This window comes from Pseudomonas sp. CP4, from assembly GCF_047758505.1.
In the GTDB taxonomy this organism is placed as follows: domain Bacteria; phylum Pseudomonadota; class Gammaproteobacteria; order Pseudomonadales; family Pseudomonadaceae; genus Aquipseudomonas; species Aquipseudomonas fluorescens_AO.
On record NZ_CP180489.1, the window covers coordinates 4,573,228 to 4,586,069 of the forward strand.

The window sequence follows — 12,842 nt, forward strand, 5'->3', positions numbered from 1 at the left end:
GCGCTTTTGCGCCAGGGGATTCCTTTATGTCGACCATTCATATCGCCGCCGCGCTGCTGCTCAACGCCCAAGGCCAGACCCTCCTGGTGCGCAAGCGCGGCACCACCGCCTTCATGCAACCGGGTGGCAAGATCGAAGCCCACGAATTGCCAGTGCACGCGTTGGCCCGAGAGCTGGAAGAAGAACTCGGGCTGGAGATCGACCCGGCGCAGGCGATTTTCCTCAACAGCTTCTCCGCCCCCGCCGCCAACGAACCAGGCTTCATCGTCCATGCGGAAATCTTTCAACTGACCATCGACACTGACGTCTGCCCGGCGGCGGAAATCGAAGAGGTCATCTGGGTCGATCCGGCCACTGATCCGGCGCTCGAGCTGGCGCCATTGACACGCGAGCACATCCTGCCGTTTTATCGCCGTTCACTGACTGCACTCGCCTGATCATTTCCGCAAAGGACTTTGCCATGATCCCGCTGCAAGACTTGCTGATATTCGCCGCCGCCGCACTGCTGATGGTGCTGACGCCGGGGCCGAACATGATCTACCTGATCTCGCGTTCGATCTGTCAGGGACGTCGCGCGGGGGTGACTTCGTTGCTTGGCGTGGTCGGCGGGTTCTTCGTGCATATGTTCGCGGCAGCGGCCGGTCTGACGGCGGTGTTTCTCGCCGTGCCGATGGCTTATGAAGTGTTGAAATGGGCCGGCACGTTGTACCTGCTGTGGCTGGCCTGGCAAGCGCTGAAACCCGGCGCACGTTCGCCGTTCGAAGCTCAGCAATTGCCGCCGGACTCGTCGCGCAAACTGATCACCATGGGCTTTCTCACCAGTGCGCTGAACCCGAAAATCGCCGTGTTCTATCTGTCGGTTTTTCCGCAATTCATCAGCCCGGAACATGGCTCGGTTTTCACCCAGAGCATCATTCTCGGCCTGACCCAGATCAGCGTCAGTTTCAGCGTCAATCTGTTGATCGCGCTGTTCGCCGCAGGCATTGCCTCGTGGTTTGTGCGCAACCCGACCTGGCTGGCGCTGCAGCGGTATTTCATGGGCCTGGTCCTCGGCAGCCTTGCCGTTCGGCTGATGCTCGAACAGCGGCGGACCGCCTGACATGTGGATCGAACGGCTGGATGCCAGCCATGCCCTGGCTTACCGCGAGCTGATGCTCGAAGCCTACGACCGGCATCCGCAGGCGTTCACCTCCAGCGTGCGCGAACGCGCGGTGATGCCGTTGAGCTGGTGGGAAGCGCGGCTGACCAGCAAGCTCGATGCGGTGTTGGGGGCATTCGAAGCCGGGACATTGGCCGGGATCGTCGGCGTGGCTTTCGAGCCGCGCGAGAAAGCGCGACACAAGGCGACGCTGTTCGGTATGTATGTCTCGGCGGATTTTCGTCGGCAGGGGCTGGGCTTTGATCTGGTGCAGGCGGCCTTGGTTGAAGCGCAAAAGCATCCTGCGCTGAGGCTTGTCCAGCTCACTGTCACCGCCGGCAACGACGCAGCATTTCAGCTGTATCAGCGTTGCGGCTTCATTCAGTACGGTCTCGAACCACTGGCCGTGCGGGTGGGCGAAGACTACTTCGACAAGATCCACATGTGGCGCCAGCTCTGACCCACCACGACAATCCTTGTGGGAGCGAGCCTGCTCGCGAAGGCGTCTGTCCAGCCGACATCATCGCTGAATCATCCACCGCTTTCGCGAGCAGGCTCGCTCCCACAGGGGGATCTCCTGCACAGGAGATCAGCGAACGGCGCTGACACCATCGAGGGTCGAGAACGAAGTGTCCTTCGCCGTCAGGAGGAAATCGCGCATGTACGGCGCATCGAGCATGTCGGTGCGAATTGCCGCATACAGCGTCGCGAACAAGCCTTTCTCCCCCAGCCGTTTGCCCTTCACATAGCCGCGCGAGCTGTATTCATGCAGCGCCCAGTGCGGCATGCCGCAGACGCCACGGCCGCTGGCGACCAACTGCATCATCATCACCGTCAGCTCGGAAGTGCGCACCTGCGCCGGTTCAATGTCCGCGGGCTCGAGAAAGCGGGTAAAAATGTCCAGGCGATCGCGCTCTACCGGGTAGGTGATCAGCGTTTCCGTCAACAAATCTTCAGGAACGATATACGGCTTGCTCGCCAGTGCATGCTGGTTGGCCACCGCGAGCATGGCTTCGTAAGTGAACAGCGGCACGTAAGTGATGCCGGCGATGTCCAGCGGATCGGAAGTCACCACCAGATCCAGATCGCCACGGGCCAGTGCTGGCAGCGGGGCGAAAGCGAAACCCGAAGCCAGGTCCAGCTCGACTTCCGGCCAGGCATCGCGGAACTGGTCAATGGTCGGCATCAACCACTGGAAGCAGCTGTGGCATTCGATCGCCATGTGCAGACGCCCGGCGGTGCCACCGGCCAGACGACCGATGTCCCGTTCAGCGGCGCGCAACAGCGGCAGGGTGGCGTCGGCCAGTTGCAGCAGACGCAGACCGGCGCTGGTGAAGCGCACCGGTTTGGTCTTGCGCACGAACAACTGCATGCCCATGCGCTCTTCCAGCTCTTTGAATTGGTGCGACAGTGCTGACTGCGTCAGATGCAAACGGTCGGCGGCGTCCACCAGGCTGTCGGCCTCGCGCAGGGCATGCAGGGTTTTCAGATGTCGGATTTCAAGCACCGGCGGGCTCCATGAAAAAAACTTGTGACGAATGCGTGGAAGTTGAGTTTGTCTCATGTGGTGCGCTTTGTCGATCTGTCGGTCCAGGTCGGGCAGGACAGTCCACAGCCGACCGCTCGGCACTCTTCATTAAACTGTCATCGAAGTGTGGCAGCGCGCTCGCACGAACTTCATCAGACTCGCGCTCTACTGGGGTGCTGCGTTTTGGTGTTTTTCATGTTCAAGAGATTGTTTTCAGTCGCGGCCGCGTTGGCCGCGCTTTTGTTCGGGGCCGGCTCGTGGGCAGTCGGGCGCTGTGACGTCAACGTGCCGACCGAGCACGCCGAGCTGGCGCAGGTCAGTCTTGCCTATCAGAGTATCGGCCGCGCGTCGGACCCGGCGCTGTTGCTGGTCATGGGCCTGGGTGGGCAGTTGATTCACTGGCCGGACGAAGTGGTGGTCGCGCTGTGCCAGCAGGGGTTCCGGGTGATCCGCTATGACAACCGCGACGTCGGCCTGTCGACCTGGCGGCAGGCGCCGGTCGAAGCCAATCTGACTTTCGAAGTGCTGCGTTACAAGCTCGGTCTGCCGGTTTCGGCACCGTACAGCCTGACTGACATGGCCGACGATGCGCTGGGTTTGATGACGGCGCTGAAGGTTGAGCAATTCCACGTGCTCGGCGCGAGCATGGGCGGGATGATCGCCCAGCACATGGCGGCGATGGCGCCGCAGCGGGTGGAAAGCCTGACGTTGATCATGACCACTTCCGGTGCTGAAGGCCTGCCGGCACCAAGTGCGGCCTTGGTGCAATTGCTCTCGCGCCGTGGCGCGCCGAACCGCGAAGTGGCGCTGGAGCAACAGGCCGATCTGCTCGCGGCACTAGGCAGCCCGGCGGTGACCGATGATCGTCAGGTCTTGCTGCAACAGGCGGCGGCGTCCTACGATCGCGCGTTCAACCCCGAAGGCGTCAAGCGCCAGATCATGGCGATCCTTGCCGAACCCAGTCGCGTGGCTTTGCTCAATCAACTGCGCGTACCGACGCTGGTGGTGCATGGCACGGCTGATCCGTTGTTGCCGGTGATGCACGGCGTACATCTGGCGGCGCACATTCAGGGCAGTCAGTTGAAACTGATTCCGGGACTGGCGCATCGCTTTCAGGAAGCGTTCAAGGAGCCGTTGCTGGCGGCGGTGCTCCCGTATTTGCAGGCGCATCGCGAGGACACTTCGCATTGGGCGCAGGTTGATCCAGCCGTGCGGAACAATTTGCTGTAAGAGCGCCAGCATCCTGTCGCCAAAAAAATATCAATGTGCCACTATTGTTTGCCGCGTTGTTGCCGATAAGGCGCAGGAACGTTTTCAGACATAGGGACTTGATCCATGATTTTTCGCGCTACACGTCAATGGGCCGCACTGGCCCTGCTCGCCGTACTGACCCTCACCGGCTGTGCCCATGTGCAACCGCCGGTGCCGCTGGACAAACAATTCTGGGACGCCAAAGAGCCGACCATCGGTGTAGCCATTACCGTCGTACCGTCGCCTGTGCTGGCACTGACCGGCAATCAGGGCATCCTCGATTACGCCATCAATGCCGGCGTCAACAGCAAGCTCAGCGCCAACGTCGAGACCTGGCAGGTACGTGACCTGGAAACCTTGCCCGACGCCATCGTCGCCAAATTGCAGGCCAAGGGCTACAAGGCCAAGCGCATCGATGAGAAGGTGGATCTGAAGACCTTCAAGGAAGTCGATTTCCGCGAGGGCTACATGACCAAGGACATGACGCCGATGAAGGTCGCCCACGGCATCGATCGCCTGTTGCTGGTGTCGATTTACGCCACCGGTGCCACGCGCAGCTACTACAGCATCGTGCCCACCAGCGTGCCGATGGCCCAGGTTGGCGGCCAGGGCATGGTGATCGATCTGTCGGACAACAAACTCCTGTGGTACCAGCCATTCGCCGCTGTGCAAGCCGCGCAGGGTGAATGGGACGAGCCGTCCTACACCAACCTGTCCAACGCGTTCTATCAAGCGATGGATAACAGCCGTCAGCAAATGATCGCCCCGTTCGCGCAATGAAACGTCTGGCGCTGACCATCGCGGCGATCTCGCTGCTGGCGTTGCCTGGCTGTGCGCAGAAACCGGCACCCGAGGCCGGTTTCAAAGATCAGGCCGCCATGAGCTATGTGCAGGCGCACGGGCTGAAGGTGGACGTGCAACTGCCGGCGGAGTTTGTCGGCGCCAGCACGGTGATCGACAGCAAGGCGGCGCTGAACGCGGCGAATTCCAGCCACACACTGGTCTCCAGCTCTGGCGCAGGCGCCGGGCTGGCGGGCGTGCTGGTGGCCAGCCTGATCAATACGCAGATGGGCTCCGGTACGTTGCAGCGCGATGCCGAAAAAGCGGCGCTGAACGAATCGCGGCCGCTGGCCGACCTGCTTGCCGGCGTGCCCTTGCAGGAGCGCTTGCAACAGCGCTTTCAGGCGGCGTCGCAGGTGTCCGGATTCAAGCAGGGGACAGGTGCGGTCACGGCACGGTTGCTGATCGAACCGAAGCTGATGCTGACGCCTGATCGCGGCAGTTTCGTGCTGGTCAATCAGGTGCAATTACAGGATATCGCCGGCTCGCCGCTTTACCGCATGCGCATCGAAGTGGCCAGTCAGCCGATTCGTCGCTGCGGCAAGCAATGCATTGATGACGGCGGCCTCGACCTGGCCCAGGTCACCGCTGTGCTGGATGAATGCATTGACGAATCCATCCGCGTGTTGAGCGCCGACCTGATGCAACCGACGCCACCGCCCGCCGCGCAGGAAACCCTGCGTTACGTGCTCGACGGCCAGCGCGTGGTCGAACGCGGTTATCAACTGGCGCAGAACGGCAGCTACTGGCGCTACCGCAATCTCTACGGTGCGGTGAAGTCAGTGCCGGTGCCGTTCGAGGATGCCTTGTCGTCCGCGCAACTGGCCAGAGTGTACGGTCGCTAGGACCTGATGCGCATGGGTTCAGGCCTGCAGCCGAACCCACACGCTGACCAGCACCGTCGCCGCCATCAACCACGCCACTGCCGCCACCGCCAGCGACGCTTCCAGACGCATGCGGTCGACCATCACGTACAACGTCGCCAGATACACGAAGTAAGGAATGATCGACCACATGCCGAACACGATTGTGGTCTTCAGGTCGTCGACCGAACGGCCCTTGCCAACGATGTAGTGCGCAATCAGGGCAAAGGTCGGAAACAGCGGCACCAAGCCGGCGATGTAATAGTTTCTGGTCTTCGACAATGCCGCGAGGATCAGCACCACTGCGGCGCCTATCGCGGCTTTGAGAATCAGATCCATCAGTGGCTCAGCCCGTACTTTTTGACTTTGTCGAACAGCGTGGTCTTGGCCATGCCCAGTTCCTGGCTGGCCTGGGTCAGGTTGCCGCCGCTGCGTTGCAAGGCGTCGACCAGCAAATTGCGCTCGAACGCTTCCACCGCTTCGGCAAACGCCAGACCTTGGCCGGCGCTGGCCCCCGACTTTTTGAAGGCCGGCAGGCCGAGGGCGAAGCGTTCGGCGACATTGCGCAGTTCGCGCACGTTGCCCGGCCAGTCGTGGCTCATCAGGTTCGACAGGGTCTGGTTATCCAGCTCCGGCAGTGCGCGATCAAAGCGCAGCGCCGACTGCTGGGTGAAGTGTTCGAACAGTTGCAGGATGTCTTCGCGGCGTTCGCGCAGCGGTGGCAATTCCAGGGTCACGACGTTGAGGCGGTAGTACAAGTCGCTGCGAAACTCGCCGGCCTTGCTCGCTTCGTCAAGGTCGGATTTGGTCGCCGCGATCACCCGGCAATCCACTGCCACGCTCTGGTTCGAGCCGAGTCGTTCGAGGGTGCGTTCCTGCAACACGCGCAGCAATTTGATCTGCAACGGCAGCGGCATGCTTTCCACTTCGTCGAGGAACAGCGTGCCGCCGTCGGCGTGTTCGATCTTGCCGATCCGCCGTTTGCCGGCGCCGGTGAAGGCGTTGGCTTCGTGGCCGAAGATTTCACTTTCAAACAGATTTTCCGGCAGGCCGCCGCAGTTCAGCGCGACGAACTGTTTGCTGTGGCGCCGACTGAAATCGTGCAGGCAACGGGCGACCAGTTCCTTGCCGGTGCCGGTCTCGCCTTCGATCAAGACGTTGGCCGACGTGTCGGCGACGTTGGCAATCAGTTCGCGCAGGTTCTGCATCGCCGGCGAGCGACCGATGATCCGCCCTTCAAGGGAATCGCGTTCAGCCAGTTGCCGACGCAACGATGACACTTCGCGGGCGAGGCTGCGTTGCTCCAGCGCACGCCGCGCGACGTCCACCAGACGCTCCGGCGAGAACGGTTTTTCCATGAAATCGTAGGCGCCTTTCTGCATCGCGCCGACGGCCATGGAGATATCGCCGTGGCCGGTGATCAGCACCACCGGCAGGCTGCGATCGCGCTGCTTGAGGCGGGTGAGCAATTCCAGGCCATCGATGCCCGGCAGGCGGATGTCGCTGATGACGATGCCGGCAAAGTTGTCGCCAACCTGCGCCAGCGCTTCTTCGGCACTGCCGACACCGATGCAGGGGATGTCTTCGAGAGTCAGCGCCTGTTGGCAGCCGAGCAGCACATGGGGGTCGTCTTCGACAATCAGCACACTGAGTTCAGGGTTCATATTGGCTCGGCAGAAAGAGGGCTTACCAACGGTAAACTGAGGACAAAAGTGGTGCCACCGCCGGCCGGGTGTTCGACACCCAGATGCCCGCCAGTGGCGGCGGCGAGGCTGGCGGACAGGGTCAGGCCCAGACCCAGGCCTTGCTCGCCGGGTTTGGTGGTGAAGAACGGTTCGAACAGATGCTTGCGCGCTTCGGCGTCAATGCCGTGGCCATTGTCGCGCACCCGCAAGCGATACTTGCCGTTGAATTCTTCACCCTCCAGCCACAGCTGCGGCTGCGGTTGCGCCTGCATGGCGTCGAGGGCGTTGCCGATCAGGTTGACGAGGATCTGTTCGAGACGGGTCTGATCGATCAGCAACTGCACATCGGCAAACTGCCGGTGAATCTGCAGCGCGGCGTTTTCCACGCGCGCGCCGAGCACTTGCAAGGCGGCGTCGACGGCTTTGCCGAGACTGGCCTGGCCCTTGTTATCGCCACGTCGGGCAAACGAACGCAGGCTGGCGGTGATCCGGCCCATGCGGTCGATCAGGTCGTTGATGGTCTTGAGGTTGGTGCTGGCGACGTCGAGCTGGCCGCGCTCGAGAAAACGCACGGTGTTGCCCGACAGCGTGCGCATGGCCGCCAGCGGCTGGTTCAATTCGTGGGCGATGCTGGTCGACATCTGGCCGATGGCGGCGAGTTTGCCGGCCTGTACCAGTTCGTCCTGGGCGCGGCGCAAGGTCTCCTCGGCCTGGCGGCGCTCGCGGATCTGACTCTTCAACCGTTCGTTGCTGGCGCGCAAATCGGCGGTGCGTTCGGTAATCCGACGCTCCAGTTGGCTGTTGGCTTCCTGCAACGCTTCGCGCGCGGCGAGGCGGGTGGCGAGGACTTTGCGCCGTTCATTCCAGGCGATCAGCAGGAAGGCGAACAGGGCAAACGCCACGGCCACCAGAATGCCTTGGTTGATCGCTTCGCGGCGCAGGTCCTGCAATGGTGTGAGCAGGGTGAAATTCCACGGCGTGTCGCTCAGGAGCCGGGTTTGCGCCAGATAACTGATGTCGTCTTCGTCGGGCTGCAATTCGCTGTTGGCCGGGAAGGTCAGTTTCTCCACGCCCTCGGCCAGGGTCTCACGGGCCAGCGGTTGCAGTTCGTTGAGCGGGAACCAGTAGTACTGCAGGCTGCGGGCAAGTTTTTCCTTGACCTCGTCGCTGAGCGGAATCACCGATTTCAGCCGCCTGGCCGGATCGCTGGAGAGAATGATGATGCCGTTCTCATCGCTGACGAACGCTTCCAGACGCGCCCGCTGCCAACGTTCTTCCATGGCTTCCAGACGCACTTTCACCACCGCGACACCGATGATCTTGCCGTGCTCTTCGAGGCCGTGGGCCAGGTAGTAACCGGGTTCGCCATTGGTGCTGCCGATGCCGTAAAAGCGTCCGGGCTGGCCGCGCACGGCGTCCTGGAAATAGGCGCGGAAGGACAGGTCTTCACCCAGATAACTGTCGACATCGCGCCAGTTGCTGGTGGCCATGACCCGCCCGGTGGTGTCCATTACGTAGATGGCCCGGCTGCGGCTGCGGCGGTTCAGGCCTTCAAGGTAATCGTTGACCGTCTGCCGGTGCTCCGGGGTCGGGTCGGCCAGCAGCTGCGGCACACTCGTTTCGAGTTCCAGCAGGCTGGGCAGGTAGGTGTATTTGCTGATTTCGCTTTCGACCGCGCGGGCGTGCAGTTCCAGCTGACGCTGGCCGTTCTCGCCGAGGCTGCGGATGCCGAAGTGTTCACTGGTCCAAAAGCCGATGAAACCCAGTCCGACCATCAGGGCGATGATCAGCGGCGGCAGGAACAGATGACGGATCAGACGGGGCTTCACGGCAAGTGATGGCTTTGCAGCGCGATAAAGAGTGGGGTCGCATTTCATCACAGATGCCTTGGGTCAACCACAACACAAATCTCAGGATCAGCATTGATCCAGTGTGGGAGCGGGCTTGCTCGCGAAAGCGGTGCATCAGTCGATGATGAGGTTGAAAGTGCCGGCCTCTTCGCGAGCAAGCCCGCTCCCACAGTTGGGGAGCGGTTTTTTAGTGCTGCAGGATTTTCTCGAGGAAGTGCTGCGCGCGTTCGGAGCGGGCGCTGATGTCGCCGAAGAATTCCTCTTTCGGGCAGTCTTCGATGATCTTGCCGGCGTCCATGAAGATCACCCGGTCTGCCACTTTGCGGGCGAAGCCCATTTCGTGGGTCACGCACATCATGGTCATGCCTTCGTGGGCGAGTTGCACCATCACGTCGAGCACTTCGTTGACCATTTCCGGGTCGAGCGCCGAGGTCGGTTCGTCGAACAGCATGACGATCGGGTCCATCGCCAGCGCACGGGCAATCGCCACACGCTGTTGCTGACCGCCGGACAATTGCCCCGGATGCTTGTGAGCGTGTGCCGAGAGGCCGACGCGCTCCAGCAGTTGCAGACCTTTTTTGGTCGCCTCTTCCTTGCTGCGGCCCAACACCTTGATCTGCGCGATGGTCAGGTTTTCGGTGATGGTCAGGTGCGGGAACAGTTCGAAGTGCTGGAACACCATGCCGACGCGCGAGCGCAGTTTCGGCAGGTTGGTCTTCGGGTCGGCAATCGAGGTGCCGTCGACGACGATGTCGCCTTTCTGGAACGGCTCCAGCGCGTTGACGCACTTGATCAGCGTCGACTTGCCCGAGCCCGACGGGCCGCAGACCACGATCACTTCGCCTTTCTTGACCTCGGTGCTGCAATCAGTCAGCACCTGGAAGTCCCCATACCACTTGTTGATGTTCTTGATAGAAATCATACGGCGAACCTTTTTTGCAGACGCTTGACCAGCAGCGAGGCGGAAAAGCTGATGATGAAGTAGACGACACCGGCGAAGATCAGGAACTCGTTGGAACGGCCGATAATGTCGCCGTTCGAGCGCGCGGAGTTGAGGAAGTCGACCAGGCCCACGGTGTAGACCAGCGAAGTGTCCTGGAACAGGATGATGCTCTGTTGCAGCAGCAACGGCGTCATCTTGCGGAACGCCTGGGGCAGGATGATCAGACGCATGGTCTGGCCGTAGGTCATGCCCATCGCTTGCGCGGCGGCCATCTGGCCTTTGGGAATCGACTGCACGCCGGCCCGGACGATTTCACAGAAATACGCCGCTTCGAACATCATGAAAGCCACGACGCACGAGGTGAATGCACCGATCGGCGTGTCTTCGCCGGTGATCCAGCGCAACACGAACGGCACCGCGAGGTAGAACCAGGTGATCACCAGCAGCAGCGGGATCGAACGGAAATAGTTGACGTACGCGCCGGCAATGTTCGACAGCAGTTTGCTTGACGACAGGCGCATCAGCGCCAGGATCGTGCCGAGCACGATGCCGCCGATCACGCCCATGACCATCAACTGCAAGGTCATGACCATGCCGTTCCACAGGCCCGGGATCGCGGGGATGATGCCGCTGAAATCGAAGTCCATTATTTACCCCCCACGGAGATCAGGCCGGGCACCGCGACTTTCTTCTCGACCATGCGCATCAGCAACATCAGGCTCATGTTCAGGGTGAAGTAGATCAGCGTGGCCAAGGTGAAGGCTTCAAACAGGTTGGCCGAGAACTCGGCGGTCTGTTTGGTTTGTGCCAGCAGTTCCATCAAGCCGATCAGGGACGCCACGGAGGAGTTCTTGAAGACGTTGAGGAATTCCGAGGTGAGCGGCGGAATGATGATCCGGTACGCCTGCGGCAGCAGCACGTTCCAGTAGATCTGCGGCAGCTTGAAACCCATCGCGCGGGCAGCGGATTCCTGGCCGCGTGGCAGCGCCTGGATACCGGTGCGCACCTGTTCGCAAACACGGGCAGCGGTGAACAGACCCAGGCACACGACGACGCTCAGGTATGCCGAGGTGGTCGGGTTGAGGTCTTGCTTGTACCAGTCCTGCAGGTTCTGCGGCAGCAGGTCGGGTACCAGGAAGTACCAGATGAAAAGCTGAACCAGCAGCGGCACGTTGCGAAACAGTTCCACGTAGCAGGTTGCGATGCCGGCTACGATGCGGTTTGGCACAGTGCGCATGACCCCCAGAATGGAGCCCAGCAGCAAAGCGATGATCCACGCCACGACAGCGATGCCGATGGTCCAGCCCAGGCCGGCGATGTACCAGTCGAGATAAGTCTCGCTGCCAACGCCAGTGGACTTGAAGAACACGCCCCAGTCCCAGTTGTAATTCATTAGGGTCTCCCCTCGAAATCGATCGATGTACAAGCACCCGCTTGGGGAAGTTCCTTTCCCGTCCGACGCGGAACGCCGGACACACGCGATCGGCTCGAAAACCGCCAGGTCGAGTGTTCCACAGCAAAGCCAGCAGGCAGTAACAGACGTCTGAGGGAGGTCGCTCCCTCAGACGATAAGGTTAGTCAGGAATCAGATTTTTACGTCAGGCGCCGGCTTGTCGCTTGGATTGGCGATCAGCTCCTTCACCTTGTCGCTCATCGGGAAGTTCAGGTTCAGGCCTTTTGGCGGGATCGGGCTTTCGAACCACTTGGCGTAGATCTTGTTGATCTCGCCCGACTTGTACAGGCCGACAATGGCGTCATCGACCGCCTTCTTGAACGGCGCGTCGCCTTTGCGAACCATGCAGGCATAGGCTTCGAAAGACTGCGGCGTGCCGGTGATGACCCAGTCAGTCGGCTTCTTGGCCTTGGCTTCTTCACCGGCCAGCAGGGCGTCGTCCATCATGAAGGCCACGGCGCGGCCGCTTTCGAGCATGTTGAAGGATTCGCCGTGGTCTTTGGCGGAGATAATGTTCATGCCCATCTGCTTGTCGGCGTTCATCGCTTTGATGATGCGCTCGGACGTGGTGCCGGCGGTGGTCACGACGTTCTTGCCTTTGAGGTCGGCGAAGTCGTTATAGGACGGCTTGCCTTCCTTGTCTTTCTTGACCAGCAGACGGGTGCCGATTTCGAAGATGTTGACGGTGAAGTCGACCTGCTGGGCGCGTTCGGTGTTGTTGGTGGTGGAACCACACTCGATATCCGCGGTGCCGTTCTGGATCAGCGGAATACGGGTTTGCGAGGTCACCAGGTTGTACTTGACCTGCAGGTCTGGCTTGTTCAGGTCTTTTTTCAGGGCTTCAACGATCGCCACCTGAATGTCGTGGGAATAGCCCACTGGTTTGCCAGAAGCATCTGCAATGTAGGAAAACGGAATTGAGCTGTCGCGGTGAGCGAGCGTGATGGTGCCCGAATCGTTGATTTTCTTCAGGGTGCCGGTGAGTTCGGCGGCGAAAACTGGCGTGCTGATCAGAGCGGCAGCAATGGCTGCGCCCAGGATATGGGGAACGATGCGCATCAAATTTTCCTCGACATTGTTTTTTTTATGGAGCCAGTTTGTCGGCCCTTTTGTGCTTCGAATGCCTGACGGCTCCTGAAGTGTTGGCTCAGCGGGCATTCGTCGAGAGAGTGTAGAGCATGAGTCGTGCCAGAGCAGGCGGCGATGGTTAACTAATTGATTTATAACGTTATTAAACTTTTGTGATGGTATTTTTGTGGACGGCTGATCCGGTTTACCGAATCGACCATAG

General features: G+C 60.9%; 14 protein-coding genes. 6 read left to right on the forward strand and 8 right to left on the reverse strand.

Annotated elements, in window-relative coordinates; genetic code table 11:
• Window positions 1–26: 26 nt before the first annotated feature.
• Genes ACMYUN_RS20585 through ACMYUN_RS20595 form a run of 3 tightly spaced genes read left to right on the forward strand, consistent with a single transcriptional unit; the run spans window position 27 to window position 1,598 of the window.
• Window positions 27–437 carry an NUDIX hydrolase gene (locus ACMYUN_RS20585; RefSeq protein WP_415761618.1) on the forward strand — a complete coding sequence of 137 codons (411 nt, stop codon included), beginning with the start codon at window positions 27–29 and terminating at the stop codon, window positions 435–437.
• 23 nt (window positions 438–460) lie between these two features.
• Window positions 461–1,099: a LysE family translocator gene (locus ACMYUN_RS20590; RefSeq protein WP_415761619.1), complete on the forward strand. Its 639-nt coding sequence runs from the start codon at window positions 461–463 to the stop codon at window positions 1,097–1,099.
• A gap of 1 nt (window position 1,100) precedes the next feature.
• Window positions 1,101–1,598 (forward strand): GNAT family N-acetyltransferase, encoded by a 498-nt coding sequence (locus ACMYUN_RS20595; protein WP_415761620.1) that lies wholly within the window; start codon window positions 1,101–1,103, stop codon window positions 1,596–1,598.
• A 129-nt stretch (window positions 1,599–1,727) separates the two neighbouring features.
• Here the strand turns inward: ACMYUN_RS20595 and metR are convergent, their stop codons facing one another.
• The gene (metR, locus tag ACMYUN_RS20600; RefSeq protein ID WP_310406208.1) at window positions 1,728–2,645 is read right to left on the reverse strand and encodes a transcriptional regulator MetR; all 918 of its coding nucleotides are present in this window, start codon (window positions 2,643–2,645) and stop codon (window positions 1,728–1,730) included.
• 216 nt (window positions 2,646–2,861) lie between these two features.
• On the opposite strand from metR, the gene ACMYUN_RS20605 reads away from it, so the two are divergent.
• From ACMYUN_RS20605 to ACMYUN_RS20615, 3 genes are all read left to right on the forward strand, one after another.
• On the forward strand, window positions 2,862–3,896 hold the full coding sequence (locus tag ACMYUN_RS20605) for an alpha/beta fold hydrolase (RefSeq protein ID WP_415761621.1): 1,035 nt from the start codon (window positions 2,862–2,864) through the stop codon (window positions 3,894–3,896).
• Between the two features lie 105 nt (window positions 3,897–4,001).
• Window positions 4,002–4,697, forward strand: a complete 696-nt coding sequence (locus ACMYUN_RS20610; protein WP_039758400.1) for a hypothetical protein — start codon at window positions 4,002–4,004, stop codon at window positions 4,695–4,697.
• Window positions 4,694–5,602 carry a hypothetical protein gene (locus ACMYUN_RS20615; protein ID WP_415761622.1) on the forward strand — a complete coding sequence of 303 codons (909 nt, stop codon included), beginning with the start codon at window positions 4,694–4,696 and terminating at the stop codon, window positions 5,600–5,602. The genes ACMYUN_RS20610 and ACMYUN_RS20615 overlap by 4 nt, the downstream gene beginning before the upstream one ends.
• An 18-nt stretch (window positions 5,603–5,620) precedes the next feature.
• On the opposite strand, the gene ACMYUN_RS20620 is transcribed toward ACMYUN_RS20615, so the two are convergent.
• From ACMYUN_RS20620 to ACMYUN_RS20650, 7 genes are all read right to left on the reverse strand, one after another.
• Window positions 5,621–5,950 carry a GlpM family protein gene (locus tag ACMYUN_RS20620; RefSeq protein ID WP_415763988.1) on the reverse strand — a complete coding sequence of 110 codons (330 nt, stop codon included), beginning with the start codon at window positions 5,948–5,950 and terminating at the stop codon, window positions 5,621–5,623.
• A gap of 8 nt (window positions 5,951–5,958) precedes the next feature.
• Window positions 5,959–7,284 carry a sigma-54-dependent transcriptional regulator gene (locus ACMYUN_RS20625; RefSeq protein ID WP_042607381.1) on the reverse strand — a complete coding sequence of 442 codons (1,326 nt, stop codon included), beginning with the start codon at window positions 7,282–7,284 and terminating at the stop codon, window positions 5,959–5,961.
• On the reverse strand, window positions 7,281–9,182 hold the full coding sequence (locus ACMYUN_RS20630) for a sensor histidine kinase (RefSeq protein WP_415761623.1): 1,902 nt from the start codon (window positions 9,180–9,182) through the stop codon (window positions 7,281–7,283). Before ACMYUN_RS20630 ends, ACMYUN_RS20625 begins: the two co-directional genes overlap by 4 nt.
• A 160-nt stretch (window positions 9,183–9,342) precedes the next feature.
• The gene (locus ACMYUN_RS20635; RefSeq protein ID WP_007916729.1) at window positions 9,343–10,077 is read right to left on the reverse strand and encodes an amino acid ABC transporter ATP-binding protein; all 735 of its coding nucleotides are present in this window, start codon (window positions 10,075–10,077) and stop codon (window positions 9,343–9,345) included.
• Window positions 10,074–10,745 carry an amino acid ABC transporter permease gene (locus ACMYUN_RS20640; protein ID WP_039758394.1) on the reverse strand — a complete coding sequence of 224 codons (672 nt, stop codon included), beginning with the start codon at window positions 10,743–10,745 and terminating at the stop codon, window positions 10,074–10,076. Before ACMYUN_RS20640 ends, ACMYUN_RS20635 begins: the two co-directional genes overlap by 4 nt.
• The gene (locus ACMYUN_RS20645) at window positions 10,745–11,491 is read right to left on the reverse strand and encodes an amino acid ABC transporter permease (protein WP_039758393.1); all 747 of its coding nucleotides are present in this window, start codon (window positions 11,489–11,491) and stop codon (window positions 10,745–10,747) included. The genes ACMYUN_RS20640 and ACMYUN_RS20645 overlap by 1 nt, the downstream gene beginning before the upstream one ends.
• A gap of 192 nt (window positions 11,492–11,683) precedes the next feature.
• A complete protein-coding gene (locus ACMYUN_RS20650) occupies window positions 11,684–12,610 on the reverse strand; it encodes a glutamate/aspartate ABC transporter substrate-binding protein (protein ID WP_039758392.1) in 927 nt (308 codons plus the stop codon).
• Window positions 12,611–12,842 lie beyond the last annotated feature (232 nt).

Bases quoted from the DNA above. Each gene is read 5' to 3' on its own strand.
- ACMYUN_RS20585 (WP_415761618.1), top strand. From the start codon at position 27: ATGTCGACCATTCATATCGCCGCCGCGCTGCTGCTCAACGCCCAAGGC.
- ACMYUN_RS20590 (WP_415761619.1), top strand. From the start codon at position 461: ATGATCCCGCTGCAAGACTTGCTGATATTCGCCGCCGCCGCACTGCTG.
- ACMYUN_RS20595 (WP_415761620.1), top strand. From the start codon at position 1,101: ATGTGGATCGAACGGCTGGATGCCAGCCATGCCCTGGCTTACCGCGAG.
- ACMYUN_RS20605 (WP_415761621.1), top strand. From the start codon at position 2,862: ATGTTCAAGAGATTGTTTTCAGTCGCGGCCGCGTTGGCCGCGCTTTTG.
- ACMYUN_RS20610 (WP_039758400.1), top strand. From the start codon at position 4,002: ATGATTTTTCGCGCTACACGTCAATGGGCCGCACTGGCCCTGCTCGCC.
- ACMYUN_RS20615 (WP_415761622.1), top strand. From the start codon at position 4,694: ATGAAACGTCTGGCGCTGACCATCGCGGCGATCTCGCTGCTGGCGTTG.
- ACMYUN_RS20625 (WP_042607381.1), bottom strand. From the start codon at position 7,284: ATGAACCCTGAACTCAGTGTGCTGATTGTCGAAGACGACCCCCATGTG.
- ACMYUN_RS20630 (WP_415761623.1), bottom strand. From the start codon at position 9,182: ATGAAATGCGACCCCACTCTTTATCGCGCTGCAAAGCCATCACTTGCC.
- ACMYUN_RS20635 (WP_007916729.1), bottom strand. From the start codon at position 10,077: ATGATTTCTATCAAGAACATCAACAAGTGGTATGGGGACTTCCAGGTG.
- ACMYUN_RS20640 (WP_039758394.1), bottom strand. From the start codon at position 10,745: ATGGACTTCGATTTCAGCGGCATCATCCCCGCGATCCCGGGCCTGTGG.
- ACMYUN_RS20645 (WP_039758393.1), bottom strand. From the start codon at position 11,491: ATGAATTACAACTGGGACTGGGGCGTGTTCTTCAAGTCCACTGGCGTT.
- ACMYUN_RS20650 (WP_039758392.1), bottom strand. From the start codon at position 12,610: ATGCGCATCGTTCCCCATATCCTGGGCGCAGCCATTGCTGCCGCTCTG.